The sequence below is a fragment of the Streptococcus dentiloxodontae genome (genome assembly GCF_053206925.1).
Genome location: NZ_JBRUHR010000005.1, coordinates 68,086 through 91,335 on the forward strand (window position 1 = coordinate 68,086; position 23,250 = coordinate 91,335).

General features: G+C 41.1%; 23 protein-coding genes. 22 read left to right on the forward strand and 1 reads right to left on the reverse strand.

Annotated features, from left to right (window positions below; all coding sequences use genetic code 11):
• The first annotated feature begins 5 nt into the window (after positions 1-5).
• From pepF to ACVRZ8_RS04545, 21 genes are all read left to right on the forward strand, one after another.
• On the forward strand, positions 6-1,808 hold the full coding sequence (gene pepF / locus ACVRZ8_RS04445; protein ID WP_447448111.1) for an oligoendopeptidase F: 1,803 nt from the start codon (positions 6-8) through the stop codon (positions 1,806-1,808).
• 118 nt (positions 1,809-1,926) lie between these two features.
• Positions 1,927-2,634 (forward strand): O-methyltransferase, encoded by a 708-nt coding sequence (locus tag ACVRZ8_RS04450; protein ID WP_447448112.1) that lies wholly within the window; start codon positions 1,927-1,929, stop codon positions 2,632-2,634.
• Between the two features lie 78 nt (positions 2,635-2,712).
• Entirely contained in the window at positions 2,713-3,924 is a 1,212-nt protein-coding gene (locus ACVRZ8_RS04455; RefSeq protein ID WP_447448113.1) for a peptidyl-prolyl cis-trans isomerase, read from the forward strand.
• Positions 3,925-4,184: 260 nt separating this feature from the next.
• Positions 4,185-4,685 carry an LURP-one-related/scramblase family protein gene (locus ACVRZ8_RS04460; protein ID WP_447448114.1) on the forward strand — a complete coding sequence of 167 codons (501 nt, stop codon included), beginning with the start codon at positions 4,185-4,187 and terminating at the stop codon, positions 4,683-4,685.
• A 158-nt stretch (positions 4,686-4,843) separates the two neighbouring features.
• Positions 4,844-7,462 (forward strand): alanine--tRNA ligase, encoded by a 2,619-nt coding sequence (gene alaS, locus ACVRZ8_RS04465; RefSeq protein WP_447448146.1) that lies wholly within the window; start codon positions 4,844-4,846, stop codon positions 7,460-7,462.
• A gap of 350 nt (positions 7,463-7,812) precedes the next feature.
• Complete coding sequence (locus ACVRZ8_RS04470) at positions 7,813-8,289, forward strand: ferrous iron transport protein A (protein ID WP_447448115.1); 477 nt, start codon at positions 7,813-7,815, stop codon at positions 8,287-8,289.
• Positions 8,286-10,424, forward strand: a complete 2,139-nt coding sequence (feoB, locus tag ACVRZ8_RS04475; protein WP_447448116.1) for a ferrous iron transport protein B — start codon at positions 8,286-8,288, stop codon at positions 10,422-10,424. Before ACVRZ8_RS04470 ends, feoB begins: the two co-directional genes overlap by 4 nt.
• 12 nt (positions 10,425-10,436) lie before the next feature.
• Positions 10,437-10,583: a FeoB-associated Cys-rich membrane protein gene (locus ACVRZ8_RS04480; RefSeq protein ID WP_447448117.1), complete on the forward strand. Its 147-nt coding sequence runs from the start codon at positions 10,437-10,439 to the stop codon at positions 10,581-10,583.
• A gap of 132 nt (positions 10,584-10,715) precedes the next feature.
• Positions 10,716-11,498, forward strand: coding sequence for a carbon-nitrogen family hydrolase (locus tag ACVRZ8_RS04485; protein ID WP_447448118.1), 783 nt, complete (start codon positions 10,716-10,718; stop codon positions 11,496-11,498).
• Positions 11,499-11,509: 11 nt separating this feature from the next.
• Positions 11,510-12,685, forward strand: a complete 1,176-nt coding sequence (locus ACVRZ8_RS04490; protein WP_447448119.1) for a pyridoxal phosphate-dependent aminotransferase — start codon at positions 11,510-11,512, stop codon at positions 12,683-12,685.
• Between the two features lie 197 nt (positions 12,686-12,882).
• Complete coding sequence (locus ACVRZ8_RS04495; protein ID WP_447448120.1) at positions 12,883-13,056, forward strand: hypothetical protein; 174 nt, start codon at positions 12,883-12,885, stop codon at positions 13,054-13,056.
• A 15-nt stretch (positions 13,057-13,071) separates the two neighbouring features.
• Positions 13,072-13,284: a helix-turn-helix transcriptional regulator gene (locus ACVRZ8_RS04500; RefSeq protein WP_447448121.1), complete on the forward strand. Its 213-nt coding sequence runs from the start codon at positions 13,072-13,074 to the stop codon at positions 13,282-13,284.
• Positions 13,281-14,048, forward strand: a complete 768-nt coding sequence (locus ACVRZ8_RS04505) for a DUF3169 family protein (protein ID WP_447448122.1) — start codon at positions 13,281-13,283, stop codon at positions 14,046-14,048. The genes ACVRZ8_RS04500 and ACVRZ8_RS04505 overlap by 4 nt, the downstream gene beginning before the upstream one ends.
• Before the next feature lie 16 nt (positions 14,049-14,064).
• On the forward strand, positions 14,065-14,232 hold the full coding sequence (locus ACVRZ8_RS04510) for a hypothetical protein (RefSeq protein WP_447448123.1): 168 nt from the start codon (positions 14,065-14,067) through the stop codon (positions 14,230-14,232).
• Between the two features lie 71 nt (positions 14,233-14,303).
• Positions 14,304-14,993 carry a CPBP family intramembrane glutamic endopeptidase gene (locus ACVRZ8_RS04515; protein WP_447448124.1) on the forward strand — a complete coding sequence of 230 codons (690 nt, stop codon included), beginning with the start codon at positions 14,304-14,306 and terminating at the stop codon, positions 14,991-14,993.
• A gap of 165 nt (positions 14,994-15,158) precedes the next feature.
• Positions 15,159-16,181, forward strand: coding sequence for an N-acetyl-gamma-glutamyl-phosphate reductase (gene argC / locus ACVRZ8_RS04520; protein WP_447448125.1), 1,023 nt, complete (start codon positions 15,159-15,161; stop codon positions 16,179-16,181).
• A gap of 282 nt (positions 16,182-16,463) precedes the next feature.
• Positions 16,464-17,657, forward strand: coding sequence for a bifunctional glutamate N-acetyltransferase/amino-acid acetyltransferase ArgJ (gene argJ / locus ACVRZ8_RS04525; protein WP_447448126.1), 1,194 nt, complete (start codon positions 16,464-16,466; stop codon positions 17,655-17,657).
• A 51-nt stretch (positions 17,658-17,708) separates the two neighbouring features.
• On the forward strand, positions 17,709-18,440 hold the full coding sequence (gene argB, locus ACVRZ8_RS04530; protein WP_447448127.1) for an acetylglutamate kinase: 732 nt from the start codon (positions 17,709-17,711) through the stop codon (positions 18,438-18,440).
• 56 nt (positions 18,441-18,496) lie between these two features.
• Positions 18,497-19,639, forward strand: a complete 1,143-nt coding sequence (locus ACVRZ8_RS04535) for an acetylornithine transaminase (protein WP_447448128.1) — start codon at positions 18,497-18,499, stop codon at positions 19,637-19,639.
• 140 nt (positions 19,640-19,779) lie between these two features.
• Positions 19,780-20,034, forward strand: a complete 255-nt coding sequence (locus tag ACVRZ8_RS04540) for a DUF1912 family protein (RefSeq protein ID WP_447448129.1) — start codon at positions 19,780-19,782, stop codon at positions 20,032-20,034.
• 41 nt (positions 20,035-20,075) lie between these two features.
• Entirely contained in the window at positions 20,076-20,411 is a 336-nt protein-coding gene (locus ACVRZ8_RS04545) for a helix-hairpin-helix domain-containing protein (RefSeq protein WP_447448130.1), read from the forward strand.
• A 90-nt stretch (positions 20,412-20,501) separates the two neighbouring features.
• Here the strand turns inward: ACVRZ8_RS04545 and plsY are convergent, their stop codons facing one another.
• On the reverse strand, positions 20,502-21,152 hold the full coding sequence (gene plsY, locus ACVRZ8_RS04550) for a glycerol-3-phosphate 1-O-acyltransferase PlsY (protein ID WP_447448131.1): 651 nt from the start codon (positions 21,150-21,152) through the stop codon (positions 20,502-20,504).
• 135 nt (positions 21,153-21,287) lie between these two features.
• Between plsY and parE the strand changes: the two genes are divergently transcribed.
• Positions 21,288-23,237: a DNA topoisomerase IV subunit B gene (parE, locus tag ACVRZ8_RS04555; RefSeq protein ID WP_447448132.1), complete on the forward strand. Its 1,950-nt coding sequence runs from the start codon at positions 21,288-21,290 to the stop codon at positions 23,235-23,237.
• Positions 23,238-23,250 lie beyond the last annotated feature (13 nt).

Here is a 23,250-nt window from a genome sequence, read left to right on the forward strand (position 1 = left end):
AAACTATGTCTAATAATCGCAGTCATCTGGATGAAAAATATACTTGGGATTTAAGCACAATTTATGCTGCAAACGAGGATTGGGAGGCGGATTTTGAAAGTCTGTCTGCGGATTTGGAACAAGCTAAAAATTATGCTGGGCGTCTGCTGGAAACGGCACAAACACTTTTGGAGGCAACCGATCTTTACATGGCGCTTATTCGTCGTTTGGAGAAAATTTATGTTTATGCTTCCATGAAAAATGATCAGGATACAACGGTTGCTCTCTACCAAGGTTATCAAGCTAAGGCAGCTAGCCTTTATTCGCAGTTCAATGAGAATTTCGCCTTTTTTGAACCTGAATTTATGGCGCTTGATGCTGAAAAATTGGCAGAGCTGACAGCACAGGAACCTCGGTTAAAACTGTATGCTCACTATTACGAACGGCTTTTAGCAGGAAAATCACATGTGCTGTCTCAGGAAGCTGAAGAGCTTCTGGCTGGCGCAGGAGAAATCTTCTCAAGCCCTTCTGAGACATTTAGCATGTTAGATAATGCTGATATTGCTTTTCCTTGGGTATCTGATGGTCAAGGGGAGGTCATTGAGCTGACACATGGGAATTTTATAACGTTTATGGAATCTAAAGACCGTGCTGTTCGCCAAGGAGCCTATGAGGCTATGTATGGTACCTACGAACAGTATCAGCACACTTACGCCAAAACGCTGCAGTCTCAGGTTAAGGTTCATAATTATAAAGCAAAAGTACGTCATTACAGTTCAGCCCGTGAAGCTGCTCTTGCGCCTAATTTTATTCCTGAATCGGTCTATGACACCTTACTGACGACCGTCAATAAACATTTGCCACTCTTACATCGTTATATGGCTTTGCGTCAGAAAGTGCTGAAACTGGATGATCTCAAAATGTATGATGTCTATACACCTCTTTCACAAACGGATATGGCGATAACTTATGATGAGGCTTTGAAAAAAGCAGAGCAAGTTTTATCCGTGTTTGGAGAAGATTACAGTCAGCGTGTGCACCGTGCTTTTACGGAGCGCTGGATTGATGTCTATAGTAATAAGGGAAAACGTTCGGGAGCTTATTCTGGTGGTTCTTATGACACAAATGCTTTTATGCTTTTGAATTGGCAGGATACCTTGGATAATTTATTTACTCTGGTACACGAAACTGGACACAGCCTGCATTCAACCTTTACGCGTGAAACTCAGCCTTATGTTTATGGCGATTATTCTCTCTTTATTGCAGAGATTGCTTCAACGACAAATGAAAATATTCTAACAGAGACCCTTTTGAAAGAAGTCAAAGACGAAAAAAGCCGCTTTGCTATTCTCAACCATTACTTGGACGGTTTCAAGGGAACAGTCTTTCGTCAGACTCAGTTTGCAGAATTTGAGCATGCTATTCATGAGGCGGATGCTGCCGGTCAAGTGCTGACAGCAGACTTTCTCAATAGCAGCTATGCCAATCTCAATGAAAAATATTACGGACTCAAAGCTGCAGATAATCCAGAGATTCAATACGAATGGGCACGTATTCCGCATTTTTACTTTAACTATTATGTCTACCAATACGCTACTGGTTTTGCAGCAGCCAGCTATTTAGCAGATAAGATTGTCCATGGCAGTCAGAAAGACAGGGACAAATACCTAGATTACCTCAAGGCTGGCAATTCAGATTATCCTTTGGAAGTCATCAAAAAAGCAGGTGTAGATATGACTGACAGTGCCTATCTTGAAACTGCTTTTAAGGTCTTTGAAGAGCGTTTGAGTGAACTCGAAGAACTGGTAGCAAAAGGAGCGCATTTATAAACAATAATAGGGCAAAGCTTGTTAATAGCAGTGCTGACGTTACCTATTCGTCTTAAGAATAAACAAAAAAGAAGTAACTCCGACAAAAAGCTCGGAGTTTTTTGATATAATAAAAGGCATGGTTAAATCTTACAGTAAAAACGCCAATCATAACATGCGCCGTCCCATCGTTAAGGATGAGCTTGTGCATTATATGCGTACCCGTCAGCAGCAAAATGAAGGACACTTAGCGGAGTTAGAAGCTTTTGCGCATCAGGAAAATATTCCGATCATTCAACATGAAGTGGTGGCTTATTTTCGTTTTCTTATGCAGACGTTACAGCCTCAAAATATTTTAGAAATCGGTACAGCTATTGGTTTTTCTGCTCTGCTTATGGCAGAATATGCACCGGATGCTAAAATTACAACAATTGATCGCAATGAAGAAATGACAGCCTACGCCAGAGAAAATTTTGCCCGTTATGACAAACGCTGTCAGATTAATCTGCTGGAGGGGGAAGCCGCAGATATCTTGAACAACTTGAAAGACGAGTATGACTTTGTCTTTATGGATTCGGCTAAATCTAAATATATTGTCTTTTTGCCAGAGGTACTGAAGCACCTGAAAGTCGGCGGTGTCATTGTTTTTGATGATGTATTTCAGGGCGGTGATATTGCTAAACCTATTGACGAAGTCCGCCGTGGGCAGCGAACTATTTATCGCGGCTTGCAACGTCTCTTCGATGCAACTTTGGATAATCCAGGTTTGACAGCCAGTCTCATCCCCCTTAGCGATGGCCTCTTAATCTTACGAAAAAATGCGGAGCAAATTGACCTAGGTATCTGAAATATATGATTAAGCACGTTTTAAGGAATTATGTTATAATAATCAAGTTAACGACAATTTAAGGAGTAATCTAAACTAATGACAAAAGATAAGAAAGACCTCAAAGACACAGCAGAAGATACTGTTGAAAAACAAGAGGAAAAAGCTGAAGACGTTAAAGATAAAAAGGATAAATCTGAAAAAGAATCCGAAGAAAGTATTGCTATTTCAAATGAAAAGGCTAAAGAGAAAGCAAAACAGAAGGCCAAAGATAAGAAAACTAAAAAAGAGTCCTCAGGTTCTGTTTTCCAAAGCAGTGCTTTTCGCAGCATCAGTTTAGTAGCTGTTTCAGCTCTTGTTGGCGCAGGGGTTACTTATTTGGTAACCAGTTCCAAGACCACTGAAGCAACAAATTTGGTTTCTATGAAGGGTGATACTATCACAGTTTCAGACCTTTATGACCGCATCAAAACAAGTTCAAATGCACGGCAAGGCGTCTTGTCCCTAACACTTGAAAAAGTTTTTGAAAAACAATATGGCGACAAGGTTTCCAATGATGACGTTGAAAAAGCCTACAATGAAATGGCTTCAACTTATGGCGAATCTTTCTCAAGTGTCCTTTCTGCTTATGGTTATACTGAGGAAGGTTATAAGGCTCAAATTCGTCTTGAAAAACTTATTGAATACGCTACTAAAAAAGAAGCTGAAAAGTATTTGACAGATGAAAATTATAAGGCGGCATACGATAAATACAACCCTGATACAAAGGTTCAAGTTATCTCTACAACAGATGAGAATGCCGCTAAGACAATTAAGGAAGCTGCTTCAGCAGATGGGGCTGATTTTGCAACTGCAGCCAAGGATAATGGAGCAGAGTCTAAAGATTATACCATTAATTCATCTTCTACAGAACTTCCAGATCAAGTTATGTCAGCAGCTTTTAATCAAGATGCAGGAACAGTATCTGACGTTGTTTCTGTCACAAATTCTTCAAACTACTCTACAACCTATTATGTTGTGAAGACAGTGTCTAAGGAAGAAAAAAATTCAGACTGGAAAACCTATAAGGAACAATTGAAAAAGGTCATCATTAATGGGAAGACCTCAGATACTAATTTCCAAAATTCAGTTATTGCAAAAGCATTGGACAAAGCAAATGTTAAGATTGTTGATAAGAGCTACAGTTCAATCCTTGACCAATATGCTACATCGTCCAGCTCAAGTTCGTCTAGCTCATCCAGCTCAGCTGCTTCAAGCAGCGAATCCTCTTCAGAGGCTTCATCAACCGAGAGCTCAGAAGCTGCTGAATAATTTATTGTGCATGGCCTTGATTTAAAACCGAAAAAACGATAAACTAAAGGAGCTGTTTATAGCTCAGACTGAGAATAGTTGTTCATCATTATCCGATACAGAAAAATGGCGGTAGCTGCGAGCCATGGACGATAAGAATAACTTGCTGCTCAGTTTTGCAATTAAAAAATAAAATGAAGAATGACAAGTTCATTGAATGAAGGTGGTACCGCGGTTTTTCGCCCTTCTTGCAGTGGACTTGTTTTTTTGGAGAAAAAGCTATGAAGAACTTTCAGATCAAACAAAAAATGTGGTCGCTTGGTGGTAAATTTACCATTACCGATGAGGCAGGCATGCCTTCTTATGAAGTAGTGGGGAGTTTCATGCAAATTCCCAAAACATTTACCATTTACGATATGCAGGGCAAGCAGATCAGTCAAATTCAAAAGAAAACCTGGGCTCTTCTTCCTAAGTTTTATGTGAATCTATATGATGGTTCTTCGTTTTTCTTGAAAAAAGATTTGTCATTTTTTAAACCTCATTACACCATTGAAAATTTGGGGATGGAAATTCAAGGTGATTTCTGGAATATGAATTTTCGTCTCCTGCAAAATGCTCAAGAGGTTGCCAGTATCTCTCAAGAATGGCTGCGCCTGACATCAACTTATAACATCGAAGTGTATGATGATCAGTACGCAGATTTGGTTATATCACTTGTCATTGCCATTGACTATGTTAAAGCAATGGAACATAGATCTAATGCTGGCAGCAGCTCCAACTAAAATTTTATAAAAACAAAGAAAGGAAAAAGGGCAGCGAGTTTAGTCAGATTTGAACTCGGTCTAAATGCTGTGTCAAAAAGATGAATCGGTTTGTGTCAGAAGACACATCACCGATTCCCTATTTTGACTTGGCATTTTACGCCCTTAGTATCATCATTATGAAACAATTAACAAGTGCACAAGTACGTCAAATGTGGCTAGATTTCTGGAAGTCAAAAGGTCACTCAGTAGAACCATCAGCTAATTTGGTTCCTGTCAATGATCCGACTCTCTTATGGATTAATTCAGGTGTTGCGACCTTGAAAAAATATTTTGACGGATCTGTCATTCCTGAAAATCCACGTATTACCAATGCGCAAAAGGCTATTCGTACCAACGATATTGAAAATGTCGGCAAAACGGCCCGCCACCACACCATGTTTGAAATGCTGGGAAATTTCTCAGTCGGCGACTACTTTCGTGATGATGCTATCAAGTGGGGCTTTGAACTTTTGACCAGTCCAGAATGGTTTGACTTACCAGTGGACAAGCTTTACATGACCTACTATCCAGATGATAAGGATTCTTATAACCGCTGGATTGAATGCGGTGTGGATCCAAGTCACCTCATTCCGATTGAAGATAATTTCTGGGAAATTGGCGCTGGGCCTTCTGGACCAGATACAGAGATTTTCTTTGACCGTGGGGAAGATTTTGACCCAGATCATATCGGTGTGCGTCTTTTGGCAGAAGATATTGAAAATGATCGCTATATCGAAATCTGGAATATTGTGCTTTCTCAGTTCAATGCAGATCCAACTGTGCCGCGTTCTGAATACAAGGAACTGCCTCACAAAAACATTGATACGGGCGCTGGTTTAGAGCGTTTGGTTGCGGTTATGCAAGGGGCAAAAACCAATTTTGAAACAGACCTCTTCATGCCTATTATCCGTGAAATTGAAAAATTATCTGGTAAAACCTATGATCAAGATGGTGACAATATGAGCTTCAAGGTCATTGCAGACCACATTCGCTCTTTGTCATTTGCTATTGGTGATGGTGCCCTTCCGGGAAATGAAGGCCGCGGTTACGTGCTTCGCCGTCTTCTCCGCCGTGCCGTTATGCATGGCCGCCGTCTGGGTATCAATGAATCTTTCTTATATAAATTAGTACCAACGGTTGGTAAGATTATGGAATCTTATTATCCAGAAGTGCTTGAAAAACAAGCTTTTATTGAAAAGATTGTCAAGCGTGAAGAAGAAACCTTCGCTCGCACCATTGATGCGGGTTCCAGCATGTTGGATGAACTCTTAGCAAACCTCAAGGCTGCAGGCAAAGATACGCTTGAAGGAAAAAATATTTTCAAACTTTATGACACTTACGGTTTCCCAGTTGAATTGACAGAAGAATTGGCTGAGGACCAAGGTTTCAAGATTGATCATGCAGGCTTCCAAGCTGCCATGAAAGAACAGCAAGAGCGTGCGCGTGCTAATGTTGTCAAAGGTGGATCCATGGGTATGCAAAATGAAACCCTGTCAAACATTAGGGAAACATCTGTTTTCAGCTACGAAAAAGAAGCACTTGACAGCAGCTTATCTGTCATCATTGCTGACAATGAACGCACAGAAGCTGTATCTGAAGGTCAAGCCCTGCTTGTTTTCGCTCAAACACCATTCTATGCTGAAATGGGTGGACAAGTAGCAGACCACGGTGTCATCAAGAACGACAAGGGAGACACCGTTGCTCGTGTGACAGACGTTCAAAAAGCACCAAATGGTCAAGCCCTGCACACGGTTGATGTCTTGGCTAGTTTGTCAGTAGGGACAACTTATCGCTTGGAAATTGATCATGAACGCCGCAATCGGGTCATGAAAAATCACACAGCTACCCATCTTCTCCATGCAGCTCTGCACAATGTTATTGGTAATCACGCTACTCAAGCTGGTTCACTCAATGAAGTCGAATTCCTGCGTTTTGACTTTACCCACTTTGAGGCTGTTACACCAGAAGAACTCCGCCGTATTGAAGAAGAAGTCAATGAGCAAATCTGGAAGGCTGTTCCTGTGACAACCATTGAAACAGACATTGATACCGCTAAGGGTATGGGTGCCATGGCTCTCTTTGGTGAAAAATACGGTAAAAATGTGCGTGTGGTTTCGATTGGGGACTATTCTATTGAACTCTGTGGCGGTACCCATCTTAAGAATACTTCTGAAATTGGCATCTTTAAGATTGTCAAAGAAGAAGGTATCGGTTCAGGAACGCGCCGTATCTTAGCTGTGACGAGTAAGGAAGCCTTTGAAGCCTATCGTCAAGAAGAAGATGCTCTAAAAGAAATTGCAGCAACCCTTAAGGCTCCTCAAATGAATCAGGTAGCTAACAAGGTGGCTTCACTGCAAGAACAATTGCATAAACTGCAAAAGGAAAATGCTGAGCTTAAAGAAAAAGCAGCCGCAGCTGCAGCTGGCGATATCTTTAAAGATGTTAAGGAAGCAAACGGTATCCGCTACATTGCAAGCCAAGTGGAAGTTGCTGATGCTGGTGCTCTCCGTACATTTGCGGATAAGTGGAAGCAAAAAGATTACTCAGACGTGCTTGTATTGGCGGCAGCTATTGGCGAAAAAGTCAATGTCCTCGTCGCCAGCAAATCTAAAGATGTTCATGCTGGCAATTTGATTAAAGTCTTGGCACCAATCGTCTCAGGTCGTGGTGGCGGTAAACCAGACATGGCCATGGCTGGTGGTTCAGATGCTTCAGCTATTAATACTCTCTTAGATGAAGTGGCAGAGAAATTGTAAAATGACTAAAATTTTTCTAAAATGCTCAATTGTCTTTATGTCCATTGCAGCGCTTGTTCAGCTTGGTATTTTTATCTTTAATTGGATAGAGACAGGTTTTAACTGGATGCAGGGGATAATGACTCTGATTTTATTCAGTCTTGTATGGACTCTGGTCAAGGACTATTGTAAATAAAAAGAGGACAGAACATCACTGCCCCTCAAAAAGTTGGATGCTGAAAGTCTAACTTTTTTGAGACAAGGTTTAGAAGTTCTGTCTTTTTGTAATGGCTCTGTTTAGGAAGGTATTCAGAATTATCTGAAATTTATGTTATAATGGACATACTAAATAAAGTGAAGAAGGCCAAGATATGCTTATAGAGGATGCAGATTTAAAAAAACCTTATCGGATTCTTGGGATTGATTTACCCAAAGAAAGTCTCAAGCACTTGTCAAATTTAGGAGTTCAGGTGGGAGAGAATTTAGAAATTGTTACCAAAACTAAAAATTCTGCCATCATTGTGGTGAAAGGAAGCCGTTTGGCATTTGACGGTTCCATCTTGGAAAAGATAGATATTACTCCGGCTGATGAGGAGCAGGAAAGTTTGCCTCTTTCTGAACTTCCGGTAGGCAGCTTTGCTATTGTCAATGATATTTTTGCAGTTAACGAAGCGAAACGCCGTCTTATGGACATGGGAATTACCAAGAGAACCAAGCTTTACCTGCGTAAGGTAGCCCCTCTAGGTGATCCTATTGAGATTAATTTACGTGGTTATGAACTAACCCTGCGCAAATCTGAAGCACAGATGATTAGCGTGATTCACTTGGATAAGGAGGAGAAAGCGTGACCGAAATCGCCTTAATTGGAAATCCTAATAGCGGAAAGACCAGTCTTTTTAACTTGGTAACGGGAACTAATCAGCGAGTTGGGAATTGGCCTGGAGTGACTGTTGAGCGCAAGAGCGGTCAGGTTAAAAGAGACAAAAACCTGATGCTGCAAGATTTGCCAGGTATCTATTCGATGTCTCCTTACAGTCCTGAGGAGAAAGTCGCTCGTGATTATTTACTCAGCCAGCAAGCCGACAGCATTCTCAATGTGGTTGATGCAACAAATTTGGAGCGTAATCTCTATTTGACAACTCAGCTGATTGAAACCGGAATTCCTGTGACCCTTGCCCTTAACATGAGCGATGTTCTCAAGTCTCAGGGAAAGAGTATTAGTGCTGATAAGCTTTCTTATCAATTAGGTGTGCCTGTTATTGCCACCAGTGCTGTAAAAAATACTGGGGTTGATAAGGCTGTTAAAAAAGCAGGGCAGATTACACGAGCGACAGTAGATGAAGTTGCTTTTCCAGAATATGACAGTAAGCTGGAATCAGCTATTGCCCAAATTATAGAAGTTCTGGGAAGCTCTGTGCCTGAACGTTCTGCTCGTTTTTACGCAATTAAATTGTTTGAGCGTGACAGTCTGGTTCAAAAAGATATTGCACTTTCAGTCTTTCAGCGCCAAGAAATTGACGAGATTATCAAAATCACAGAGGAAGTATTCACAGATGATGCTGAATCTATCGTTGTTAATGAACGTTATGCTTTTATTGAACGGGTCTGTCAGATGGCTCAAAAGCAAGACAGCACGTTCAAGCTGACCTTGTCTGATAAAATTGACAAAATCGTAACCAATCGGCTGTTGGCCTTGCCTATTTTTGCTCTTGCTATGTTCATTGTTTATTATTTGTCCATTCAAACGGTAGGAACCATTTGGACAGATTGGGTTAATGATGTTCTCTTTGGTGAGTATATTCCTAATTGGGTGACGGGAGCTTTGGAATATTTACAGGTTCAAAATTGGCTGCAGTCCTTGATTGTAGACGGGATTATTGCTGGTGTGGGAACCGTTCTTGGTTTTCTGCCTCAGATTTTTGTTCTCTTTATCTGTTTGGGAATCCTGGAAGATATTGGTTACATGAGCCGTATTGCTTTTGTTATGGATCGTATTTTCAGACGTTTTGGCCTATCTGGAAAGTCTTTTATCCCTATGTTAATTGCCACAGGCTGTGGGGTTCCTGCCATTATGTCCAGCCGAACAATTGAAAATGAACGTGACCGTCGTATCACCATTATGACATCAACTTTCATGCCTTGTTCAGCTAAACTGGAGATTATTGCTTTGATTGCAGGAGCATTCTTTCCTAATAACCCTTTTATTGCACCTAGCACTTATTTTATGGGCTTCTTTGCCATCATTTTATCAGGAATTGCTCTTAAAAAGACCAGTTTTTTAGGAGGCTTTACTAGTCCCTTTATTATGGAGCTGCCTGCTTACCATTGGCCTAAGGCTGTATCTGTTTTACGTTATGCTTTTGGCAAAGCTCTCAGTTTTGTCAAGCGTGCAGGAACGATTATTTTCAGTTTGACTGTCCTCATCTGGTTTATGTCATCCTACAATTTTGCTTTTCAAGCAGTAGATACCGAATACAGCATTTTGGCTTTCTTAGGAAAAGCTATCGCTTGGGTCTTTGCGCCGCTTGGATTTGGTAATTGGAGAGCCACTGTTGCTGCTGTGACAGGCCTTGCTGCTAAGGAAACTGTTGTAGCAACCTTTGGAATCCTTTACAATAATAGCAGCACTTCGGGTCTGTCAGAAGCTTTAACAGCTGACTACACAGCGCTTGCAGCCTATTCATTTTTGACGTTTAATTTACTTTGTGCTCCTTGTTTTGCGTCAATCGGGGCAATCAAACGAGAGATGAATAACTTTAAATGGACGATTGGTGCAGTTGCTTTTCAGACAGGTCTTGCTTATGTGGTAAGCCTTATCATTTATCAGTTTGGTTTAGTCTTATTCTATGGACATACAGTAACCGTCTGGACAGCTGTCGCGGTAGCTCTGCTATTAACTCTTATCTACTTTATCTTTAGAAAACCGCGTCAAACCAGAGAAAAAGTTATTACGCTGGATAATTTAGCAGAAAGCAGTTTTTAGAAAGGGGAGTATATGTCAACAATCATTATTGCAGTCATTGTTCTTGCCCTAGCAGGTTTAGGGTTGCGTCATTATGTCAAAGGAAAGGGCTCTTGCGGCGATTGCGATTGCAGCTGTCCTGTCAAAGATGAAATGCACAAGGCAGACAGTATCAAATAGAAAAAATGATGTTTGGTCATCATTTTTTTGATATCGGCAGCGCTTAAGTGTTTCATGTGTTTGAGAATAACATTTAGGAACACAGCCATTATGGCAGAATTATTTAAAATCTAATACAGAAAGTAGAATCATATGCGTATTTCCCTCATTCAAATGGATATTTTACACGGTCAGCCTGAACAAAATTGTGACCGGGTTTTGGATTTTTTGGAAAAGGCTATGCTGGAAAGCCCTGATGTCATTGTCCTGCCAGAAATGTGGAATACAGGCTATGCTCTGTCTGATCTGGCAGAACTTGCAGACACAGATGGACAAAAGACACAAAAACTGCTCAGCCAATTTGCCCAAAAACACGAGGTTGCTATCGTGGGGGGATCGGTTGCTGTCGCGAAGGATAATCAGTTTTTCAATACAACTTATGTCTATGATAGAACTGGTAAGCTCCTTGTTGATTACAGCAAGGTGCATCTCTTTGGACTCATGGCAGAGGATTGTTTTTTAGCGGCTGGTCATAAAAAAAGTCAGTTTGAACTGGATGGCGTAAAAGCTGCCAGCGCTATTTGCTATGATATTCGTTTTCCAGAATGGCTGCGCACACTAATGAGCGCCGGAGCCCAGCTTCTCTTTGTGGTGGCGCAGTGGCCTGAATCGCGCATTCAGCAGTGGGAAATTCTGCTCAGGGCGCGTGCGGTGGAAAACCAAGCCTTCGTAGTAGCTGTCAATCGTGTTGGAGACGGACCCGATGATCACTTTAACGGGCATTCAATGATTATCGATCCCTTGGGCAATATCATCTTGCAGGCAAGAGACGATGAGGAAGGCGTTTTTACCGCAAACATTGATCTCTCCCAAACAGCTGCAGTACGTGGCAGCATCCCTGTCTTTGAAGACAGAAGACCAGAACTCTATCACTAAAGGAGGCCGCTATGCAATTTGAAGAATCTCACATTTTAAAAGACCTTCCCAGCCAATTTTTTGCAGGTCTGGTGGCCAAGGTCAATGCCAAGATAGCTCAAGGCGCTGATGTTATTAATCTCGGTCAGGGCAATCCCGATCAGCCGACTTATGATTTTATCGTAGAGGCTTTAAGAGAGTCAGCTCAAAAGCCGGCTTCTCATAAATACTCACAGTTCAGAGGAAATCCTAATTTCAAAGCTGCCGCAGCTGCATTTTATCAGAAAAAATACGGCGTAGAGCTGGACAGTGAAACAGAAATTTGTGTCCTAGGCGGTGCCAAGATAGGCCTTGTCGAGTTGCCCCTAGCCTTGATGAACCCTGGTGAGCTCTTACTTTTGCCAGATCCTGGCTATCCGGATTATTTGTCAGGAGTTTCCTTGGCTCAGGTGGATTATGAAACCTTCGCGCTTTTACCAGAAAATAACTTTCGGCCAGATCTTTCTGCCATCCCTGAAGAAACAGCCCGCCGCGCCAAATTTATCTACCTCAATTATCCCAACAATCCGACAGGAGCCGTTGCGACGGTCGACTTTTATAAGCAAGTTGTGGCTTGGGCTAAAAAGTATAATGTCGGTGTCATTAGTGATTTTGCCTACGGCGCTCTAGGATACAGCGGCTTTGAAAATCCAAGTTTCTTGTCTGTCCCTGGTGCCAAGGAAGTCGGCATTGAGCTCTACACCTTTTCCAAAACCTTTAACATGGCCGGCTGGCGGTTAGCCTTTGCTGCTGGCAATGCTGACATGATCGAGGCTCTCAATCTCTTGCAGGACCATCTTTTTGTCAGTGTTTTTCCAGCTATTCAGGATGCAGGCGTTGCAGCTTTGTTGGACACCCGCGCAAGCGCGAAGATAGCAGAGCTAAATCGCATCTACGACCAAAGACGAGAAGCTTTTGTCACAGCCGCAGCTAAAATTGGCTGGCAGGCTTTTCCCTCAAAAGGATCTTTCTATGCTTGGATGCCTGTTCCTAAAGGCTATAACAGTGAAAGTTTTGCGGAGCTTTTGCTTGATCGGGCTCATGTAGCGGTCGCTCCGGGCAAGGGTTTTGGAGCAGGCGGAGATAGCTATGTCAGAATAGGACTTCTTGTTGAACCTGAGCGCCTCATTGAAGCTGTTAAGCGGGTTGAGGATCTGCAGTTATTTTGATGAGTTACAAAAAGTCAATACCTCTCTGCGGTTTTCGAAAGTTAATCCATGGCAATCAGCCGTTCTAAGTTAAATTTACCTATCTGAGATCATTTGGTCTCAGATTTTTTTGACAAAAATCATATCATTTTTGACCATTATCGTTGTCAAAAATAATATGATATGTTACACTATAAGTGGAAAAGGAGGACGGAAATATGAAAACAGAACAAATCATTAAAATTTCGGCTGCTTTGTTTGTTGCTGGTTTTCTTTTCGGAGTTTACTTTGGTTCAGACGGCAAAAGCAGTCCCTTGATGTTCCTTGCTTTACTGCCTAGTCTCTTTCTTCTGCTTTTTGGAAACAACGAGGAAAATAAAGATGAAGAATGAGGAGGTTTTCGTTTTATGCCAGAATTAAAAAATCGGCTTAAGGAACTAAGAGCCAGAGATGGTGTTAATCAGACTCAGCTAGCTAAATTAGCAGGCATTTCCAGACAGACTGTCAGCCTAATTGAGCGTAATGAATACACCCCTTCGGTTGTTATCGCTATGAAAATCGCTCAGGTTTTTAAAGAACCTGTTGAAAATGTCTTTCGTTTAGAGGAGGAAGAAGTATGAAGAAAGTGAAAAAACAAAACGGCATGATAGCGAGAATTCTAAAGCAGCTGCTCCTTGGCGGTGCTATAGGAGCAGTCCTCGGTTTTGCAGTCTTCTTTGGTATGGGCGTATTCAATATTCCTGAAGAAGGATTCCCTTTTTCACAAGAATCTGTTACTAATTTTTTTGTAATTGTTTTAAGGGGTGTGTACTTGATTGCTATGATCGTATCAATTATATACATTATTTCTGTTCGGAAAAACTATAAAATATACCAAACAATGAACGATGATGATTCAGAAGAGCTCTACCGTGTTATGAATCGTAAACATTCTTATGCAATCCTTTTTGATAATATCGCGATTGTTTTTGCTATGCTAAGTATGGCTTTATCTTATAAATTTACTTTTGATAGTGATAGTGTCCAAGCTTTTTTTCCAATCTTTGATTTTGTCTTCTTGATAATCTTTTCTTTTCTTCAGTCTTATATTTTTAAAGTTTATAATCGCATTCGCGGTATTAAAATGCCTCTAGTACCCACTGTAAAAGAACTAAAAAACAACATCATGCAAATGGACGAAGCAGAGCTGGAAGCTAATTACGAAATGTCTTTTGATATTGTCATGACCCTTAACAATATTATCCTGCCCGCTATCTACGTCGGTCTCTTTTTCTTGTCAATTATTCTTCAGAAAACTGAATTAGTAGGAATGCTAGTAGCTGGCGTTATCCATCTGTACATTTTGATTATGAATTTTAAGATGACTAATAAATACTATAGATAGACTGGAGGAAGAAAGCATGAAAATCATTTTGACCAGTCCAAATGTTCTAAGTTTCGTTTTGTCTTCCCTGTCTTGGGATGCTGTTATATTATTGCAGGGAGAAAATTATTTGGCAATGCCTGTCGAATGGGGAACAGGCTTGCTTTATCTGATTTTTGTTTTGGCTGTTATTGTATATGGGTAAAGATTTTACTGTATTTTAGCCGTAAATTTAAGAAAATAAAAAGATACTATAAATGAAATGGAGGACATAAAATGACATTTATCCTTAATAGCTTAAAAATATTTGGCTTGCTGATTTTATCGTTGATTTGTAATACCATCTCAATACTTCTTTTACAACATCAGGATGAGCTCTCGCTGAGTGTCAAATGGGGATTTGGTTTAGCTTATATAATTTTTATTGCCTTGGTGCTGTATTTCTTGTGGAAAGCGCATAAAAAGCATGAACCAAAAGAGGTAAGCGCTCAAAAGATGACTTCAAGAGATGTTGGAATTGATTTTCTCTTTTTCCTAGCGGCTAGAGCTGTTGCTATTATAGGGACTTTAGCCATTTGGTGGCTGTCTGGAAAAGCAAAGACAGCTAATGATGAAGAACTGCAAAGCATGGCGAATTTATTTAAACACGGATTTTTGCTCTATCCCCTTTTATACGTGGCCCTTGTTGGAGTAATAGGTCCCATTATAGAAGAATTATCTTACCGTGCCTTTCCAGATCATCTTTGGTTTAAGTACAGCCATAAAGTTTTAGCTGGTATCATTACCACAGCGATTTTTGCTCTGCCGCATTCAAGCACTGTCTTAGAGTTTCTTCTTTATGCGGGGCTTGGTACTGTCTTTTATTTGGCTTACCAACGTAGGGGCAATATCAAAGATTCAATATTAGTGCATATTTTTAATAATCTTCCTTTTGTTATCACTTTGCTAGTCAGTATTTTTTGGTAACAGTTCTATATAAAAATAAGATTGAGACTTATGATGTATCAGTCTTATTTTTTTCTTTTCGATAATATTTATGCAAATAATAGCAATTTTATTCTATTTTTCTCTTGACTTATGTATAAAAATACAGTAAACTATATTTTATATTTATTCAAGGAGTTGTATAAAATGAAAATCTCAATTGTTGGTATAACAGGTTACAGTGGTTTAGAACTTGTTAAAATTTTGAATAATCATAAAAAAATTGAAATAGTCTCTATCCATGCGACTAAAGAAATTGGCCGACGATTGTCTGAACTTTACCCATATCTTTTAGGTATTTGTGATTTGAAAATTGAAAATTTTGATGCACAGGCCATCATGAACCAGTCAGATTTAGTTTTCTTTGCGACTCCAAGCGGTATTGCCAGTCAGTTGGCTCAACCTTTTGTTGAAGCAGGTTTTCCTGTCATTGATTTATCAGGAGATCATCGATTGCCGGCAGCTTGTTATGAAAAATGGTATAAAAAGACACCAGCGGCAAAAAGCAGTTTGAATAAGTTTACCTATGGATTAGCTGAGTTTGCTGACCTAACTGGAAAAAAATTTATTGCCAATCCTGGTTGCTATGCTACAGCAGCAGAGCTGGCACTTATTCCGCTTGTTAAGGCGCAGGCTATTGAACTTAACAGTATCATTGTTGATGCCAAATCCGGCTTGACTGGTGCAGGAAAAGCACTGAGCGATTCCAGTCATTTTGTCAACGTGCACGATAATTATGTGACCTACAAGCTAAATCACCATCAGCATATCCCAGAGATTGTGCAAGAATTAAAGCTCTTTGATGACAATCTGGAATATTTCCAATTCTCAACTTCACTCTTGCCGGTCAATCGTGGGATTATGGCTACCGTTTATGCTAAGTTAAAAACAGGAGTCAGTGAAGCAGACATAGCAGCAGCTTTTGAACAGGCTTACGCCAATAAGCCTTTTGTCCGTCTTCAGAAGGAACTGCCTGAGCTGCATAATGTTATCGGTTCAAATTTTACGGACATCGGCTTTGCGTATAATGAAAAAACAAATGTGCTGACGGTCATCTCAGTTATTGATAACTTGATTAAGGGTGCAGCAGGACAGGCTGTGCAAAATCTCAATCTTATGCAAGGCTGGGCTGAAACAGAAGGATTCCCAATGGCACCAAATTACTTATAATTTTAGAATCTGCTATAAAAGGGCAGCAGAAATGGCATCAACTTTAAAAATATAAAACGAAAGGGAAAAATAGAATTTCTAAAAACGATTTTCATGAGCAATCTCAGCTTCCTCTTAAAATCAAAAGGAGGACAAAAAACGCAATATTTGAGCTAGCTGGAGTTTTTCTGACTTATAAGCATGGAAAGTTCGACCAGCTGGAGAGAAATCAGCCTTAAAAACACAGCATATGAGATGGCTCTCTTACTTTCAATCGTTTTCCCGGAATTCTTGGTATTAATTATGAAAATCATTGACGGAACGATTGCCAGTCCTCTAGGCTTTTCAGCTGATGGCTTGCATGCCGGTTTCAAAAAGAGAAAGATGGATTTTGGCTGGATTGTCTCTGAAAAGCCAGCCAGTGTGGCAGGTGTTTACACCACCAATAAAGTCATTGCTGCTCCGCTTATTGTCACCAAAAACGCAGTAGACAAGGCTCAAAAAATGAAAGCTGTGGTGGTGAATTCTGGTGTCGCCAATTCCTGTACGGGTGTTCAGGGCATAGAAGATGCTCAGACGATGCAGCAGTGGACAGCCGAAAAGCTAGGTGTTGAGCCGGATTTGGTTGGAGTAGCCTCAACAGGTATTATCGGCGAATTGCTGCCAATGGATACTTTGAAAAATGGTTTGGATAAAATCGTGGTTAATGGCAATGCAGATGACTTTGCTCAAGCTATTTTGACGACAGATACTTGCACAAAAACAGTTGCGGTGACAGAAACCTTCGGACGTGATGTGGTAACGATGGCCGGAGTGGCCAAAGGCTCGGGAATGATTCATCCTAATATGGCAACCATGCTGGCTTTCATTACTTGTGATGCCAACATAGCAAGCAGCACCCTCCAATTGGCTCTCAGTCAAAATACAGAAAAAACCTTCAATCAAATTACGGTTGATGGCGATACTTCTACCAATGATATGGTGCTTGTTTTATCCAATGGCTGTACACTCAACCAAGAGATCCTGCCAGACACGCCGGAGTTTGAAAAGTTTTCAGCTATGCTCAATTTCGTCATGCAGGAATTGGCTAAAAAGATTGCTAAGGATGGCGAAGGAGCTACCAAACTCATTCAGGTAGATGTCACCGGCGCTCCCGATTCCTTGGAAGCTCGCATGCTGGCCAAATCCGTTGTTGGTTCAAGTCTTGTTAAAACAGCTATATTTGGCGAAGATCCTAATTGGGGGAGGATTTTGGCAGCGATTGGCTACGCAGGTGTTGATATTCCAGTGGATAATATTGACATTAGACTTGATGGTCTTCCAGTCATGCTGGCTTCAAGTCCTGTTGATTTTGATGATGAAGAAATGAAAGATGTTATGCAGAATGATACCATTACCATTACCGTTGATCTCCACGCTGGCAATCAAAAAGGAACAGCTTGGGGGTGCGATCTGTCCTATGATTATGTTAAGATTAATGCTCTTTATCATACCTAATAAAGGCTTATGCAAGGGCTAACAGCTGACAGGCTGAATGAAAGGAAACTTATGTCAACTATTATCGTGATTAAAATTGGCGGGCTAGCCAGCCAAAAGCTGTCTCATGATTTTGTGAACCAGCTTAAGGACTGGCAAGCAGCTGGTCAACAGATTGTTATTGTACATGGCGGTGGCTTTGCCATTACAGAGACCTTGGAAGCTGCTGGTGTTGTCACAAGGAAAGTCAATGGTCTGCGCGTGACAGCCAAGGAGGATATGAACTTAATCAGTTACGCTCTGCTTGATCTCGTTGGTAAGGGAATTCTTGAAACTTTATCTGAAGCGGAGCTTGAAGCAAAACAGATTGATTTGCAGTCAACGGTTGAAGCAGTTTTTCTGGATCAGGCTGTTTACGGTTATGTTGGTCAAGTGAGTAAACTAAACCCTGAGGCGATCAAAGACAGTCTGAATCAAGGACAGATTCCTGTTTTAGCATCGCTGGGCTATTCAACTGAAGAGGAATTGTTGAATATTAACGCTGATTACTTGGCCACTGCAGTGGCAGTTGAGCTGGCAGCTTCAAAACTTATTCTCATGACAGATGTCAAAGGGGTTTTGGAAAATAATCGGGTACTAGCTCAGCTATCGACCAAAGATGCCGCTGAAAAAATAGCAGTTGGTGTTATAAGAGATGGCATGATACCTAAGATTGAATCAGCAGTTAAAACTGTAGAAGCAGGTGTCCAGCAAGTTGTGATAGGTGACAGTCTGACAGCAGGAACTAGCATTATACGAGAATAAAAGAGAAAGGAAACAGAGAGAAGGACATCCTTTGCTTTCTGTTTTTGGTATGTAACATGTCAAAATTATTTAGTAACTATAAAAGAGCTGCTGTTGAATTTGTCAAAGCTGATGGTAATTTTTTGATTGATACTAAGGGCAAGCGCTATTTGGATTTTTCAACAGGGATAGGGGTGACTAATTTAGGATTTCACCCACAAGTGACGGCTGCACTGCACCATCAAGCGGATGACATTTGGCATACGCCTAATCTCTACCAAAACAGCCTTCAAGAAGAAGTTGCAGAAAAGTTAATTGGCGATAAAGATTTTCTGGCTTTTTTTTGCAACAGCGGTGCAGAAGCCAACGAAGCTGCCATTAAAATTGCACGTAAAGCAACTGGCAAGCAGGAGATTATTACCTTTATCAATTCTTTTCACGGCAGAACTTTTGGTTCGATGTCGGCAACAGGCCAAGATAAAATCAAAGAAGGTTTTGGAGACACTGTACCGCATTTCAGCTATGCTGTTTTCAATGATATTGACAGTGTTAAAGAGCTGGTCAGTAATCAAACAGCAGCGGTGATGTTAGAGCTGGTTCAGGGAGAATCTGGTGTTCAGCCTGCCGATAAGACTTTTGTTGAACAGCTGGCGGTCTATTGTAAAGAGCAGAAAATCCTGCTGATTGTAGATGAAGTTCAGACAGGCATGGGCCGAACAGGAAAACTTTTTTCTTTTGAACATTACGGTATTGAGCCTGATATTTTCACGCTTGCTAAAGGTCTTGGAAATGGCGTGCCAGTTGGTGCCATGCTGGCTAAATCTAAATTAGGAGAAGCCTTTTCTTATGGCAGCCATGGTTCAACCTTTGGCGGTAATAAACTGGCAATGAGTGCTGCTTCAGCTACATTAGATGTCATGACTGCTTCAGGATTTCTGGATACAGCTTTAGAACATGGACACTATCTTCAAAATCAGCTTTCCCAGGCTCTTTTGGGAAATTCTAGCGTAACACAAGTACGCGGTCTTGGTTATATGATTGGAATTGAAACTAATAAAAATCTGTCCAAAGTAGTTCAAGCAGCGCGCGATAAGGGGTTAATTGTTCTAACTGCAGGAGTTAATGTTATTCGGTTGCTGCCGCCTCTGACTCTGACCAAGGAGCAAATTGATAAGGGGGTTGCTATCCTCAAAGAAGTCTTTGAAGAGACTGAGGATTAGTTTTTCGCTCTTATACTATGGTCAAGTACAGAAATTTTTGGTATAATGGTTAGCATTGTAAGGCTAGAAGCATTACAGCTACGCTAAAGTAGTGGAAATAAGAAGCCGGCGCAAGCTGGTTTTTTGATGAAAAGGAAGCTATGAATTACGAACAGGAATTTCTCAAAGATTTTGAAGAGTGGATTAATACGCAAATTATTGTCAACCAAGGAGCTGTTAAAGCCAGCCAGCAAGTCTGGGAAGAAGAACAGGATGAACGTGCTCGTGATGCTGTGCTTCGCTATGAGGCTAAGTTAGATGCTTATACTTTCTTACAAGGTAAGTTTGCTAATTATCAGGCGGGCAAAAAATTTCATGATTTCCCAGATGATTTATTGGGAAAACGGGATTATTAATCACAGCAGAGAAAGGAAGAGGGCATAACCCCAACATCGTTATGGCAAAACAAAAAAATAGAAAAAAAGCATTTAAACTTGGACTGAAGCGAAAAGGTGTGTTGAAAACTACGGTCGCACAGACTTCATCTGCTCCTAAACCAGCAGCTAAAAAAACTGCGGCTAAGCAGGTGAAATTAAGCTTGGAGGAATTTTCAGCCCTTCCAGCTTTGGCTGAGATTCGTGCCAATTTAATTGAAACATTTTACGAAGCAGGCTTTGCTTCAGCTTCAGACTTTGCTAATGTTAGTGAAAAAGAAGTTTTGGCGCTCAAGGGTGTCGGACCTGCAACTGTTAAAAAACTCAAAGAAAATGGCGTAACTTTTAAAGCTGAGTAAATGAAATCCGTTAGAGTTAATCTAACGGATTTTTTGGTATTCAAATTAAGATTATAAATGAACAAAGAGACAGCAGCCTATTATTTTATATCAGCTCTCACTTTTATTTGGTACCTGCTTAGAAAGATTGAGGCCGAAAGGAACTAAATTTTCTGTTTTGGCTTTAATACGCTGCATATTGTCCTTATGACGAATGATAATGAATCCTGCGATGATAATAATTAAGGCATCAAAGAGAAGATCGTAATCTGTCAAAATAAAATCAATCAACGGAAAGACAAGCACACTAATGATGGCAACAAATGAAGCAACTACACTAGATAGGGAAATCATACTAAAGAGATAAAGCATGATGAAAAAAACAGCCAGCAAGAAAATGAGAAATACAGGCGCAAATCCCAGCAGAATCCCAGCAGATGTCGCCACAGCCTTGCCACCCTTGAAACCTGCAAAAATTGGGAAAATATGTCCTAAAATAGCCATAAATCCAAAAATGAGAGGTGATATGCTGTCAATGCCCAACCAGATAGGCAGAAGAACGGCCAATGTTCCTTTGAGAATGTCTATTGCTAAAACGACAATACCTGCTCTAATCCCAAGAATCCGAAAGGTATTGGTTGTCCCAGTATTTCCAGAGCCATGTTCACGCAAGTTGGTATGATAAAAAAGCTTTCCAATCCAAAGACCTGTTGGAATGGAACCTAATAAATAGCCTATAAGAAGTAAACTTAAAATTTTCATGAGAATATTATAGCATAAAGTTCTAATGAATCCAAAGCTATCAAGGCTTAAGCTCTGCTATTTTCAAAAAAATTTTGCAAAAATGGCAAAAAACAAGTAAGATAGATGAGATGAAAAATTTGGAGGCAAGTTTTTTTGGCTAAACAAGAAATTACAATTAATAACTACAATGACGATGCCATTCAGGTTCTGGAAGGCCTAGATGCAGTTCGCAAACGTCCGGGAATGTATATCGGATCAACTGATGCGACAGGCCTTCACCATCTGGTTTGGGAAATTGTAGATAATGCGGTAGATGAAGCTCTATCAGGATTTGGTGATCGGATTGAAGTGACAATCAATCGTGACGGTTCAGTCAGTGTAGCTGACAGCGGCCGCGGAATGCCAACCGGAAAGCATGCCATGGGCATTCCCACTGTTGAGGTTATTTTTACCGTTCTTCATGCTGGCGGTAAGTTTGGTCAAGGTGGTTATAAGACCTCTGGTGGTCTTCACGGGGTAGGCTCTTCTGTAGTCAATGCCCTGTCCAGTTGGCTGGAAGTCGAGATTACCCGCGGCGGCACCATTTACAGGCAGCGTTTTGAAAATGGCGGGAAACCTGTTACGACACTTGAGAAAATTGGCAAAGCTCCTAAATCAAAATCAGGGACCAAAGTCACTTTCATGCCGGATGCTACTATTTTTTCAACAACCGATTTCAAGTTTAATACCATTTCTGAACGCCTCAAAGAATCAGCCTTTCTCTTAAAAAATGTCACTCTGTCTCTGACGGATTTGCGTCCGGATGAGCCTTTACATGAGTCATTTCATTATGAAAATGGTGTTCAGGACTTTGTTGCTTACTTAAATGAAGATAAAGAAACTCTGACACCTGTTATTTCCATTGAAGGAGAGCAGCAGGATTTCCAATTGGAAGTGGCTCTGCAGTACAATGATGGCTTTTCTGACAACATCCTCTCCTTTGTCAATAACGTCCGTACCAAAGATGGCGGAACGCATGAAACAGGTTTAAAAACAGCCCTAACCAAGGCTATGAATGACTACGCCAGAAAGACAGGCCTTTTGAAGGACAAAGATAAAAACCTCGAAGGTTCCGACTACCGCGAGGGTCTGTCAGCTGTCATCTCGCTTCTGGTTCCGGAGGAGCACCTGCAGTTTGAAGGACAGACCAAGGACAAGCTGGGCAGTCCTCTGGCTCGACCGATTGTGGATGGTCTTGTGTCTGAAAAGTTAACTTTCTTTCTCTTGGAAAATGGTGAACTGGCATCCAACTTGATTCGTAAGGCTATTAAGGCAAGAGATGCGCGTGAAGCAGCCAGAAAGGCTAGAGACGAGTCGCGTAACGGCAAGAAAAACAAGAAAGACAAGGGTCTTCTCTCAGGTAAACTAACCCCAGCCCAATCCAAAAATGCAAAAAAAAATGAGCTCTATCTGGTCGAAGGGGATTCTGCCGGCGGTTCAGCCAAGCAAGGCCGTGACCGCAAGTTTCAGGCTATTTTACCCTTGCGCGGGAAAGTGCTTAATACTGAGAAAGCCAAGATGACAGACATCATCAAAAATGAAGAGATCAATACCATGATTTACACGATTGGAGCAGGAGTTGGTGCTGATTTCAACTTGGCTGATATCAACTATGACAAGATTATTATCATGACCGATGCTGATACCGATGGCGCCCATATTCAAACGCTTTTGCTGACCTTTTTCTACCGCTACATGCGTCCTTTGGTTGAAGCAGGCCATGTCTATATCGCTCTGCCGCCATTGTACAAAATGAGTAAGGGCAAAGGTAAAAAAGAAGAAGTTGAGTACGCTTGGACAGACGGTGAGTTAGAAGATTTGCGCCGGAAATTTGGCAAGGGTGCCACCCTGCAACGTTACAAAGGTCTCGGTGAAATGAATGCCGACCAGCTCTGGGAAACCACCATGGATCCTGAAACCCGTACCCTGATTCGCGTTACCATTGAAGATCTAGCCCGTGCCGAACGCCGCGTCTCTGTCCTCATGGGCGACAAGGCCGCCCCCCGCCGCCAGTGGATTGAGGATAATGTCAAGTTTACCTTGGAGGAGAGCACGGTGTTTTAAAGTTTATTTCTTA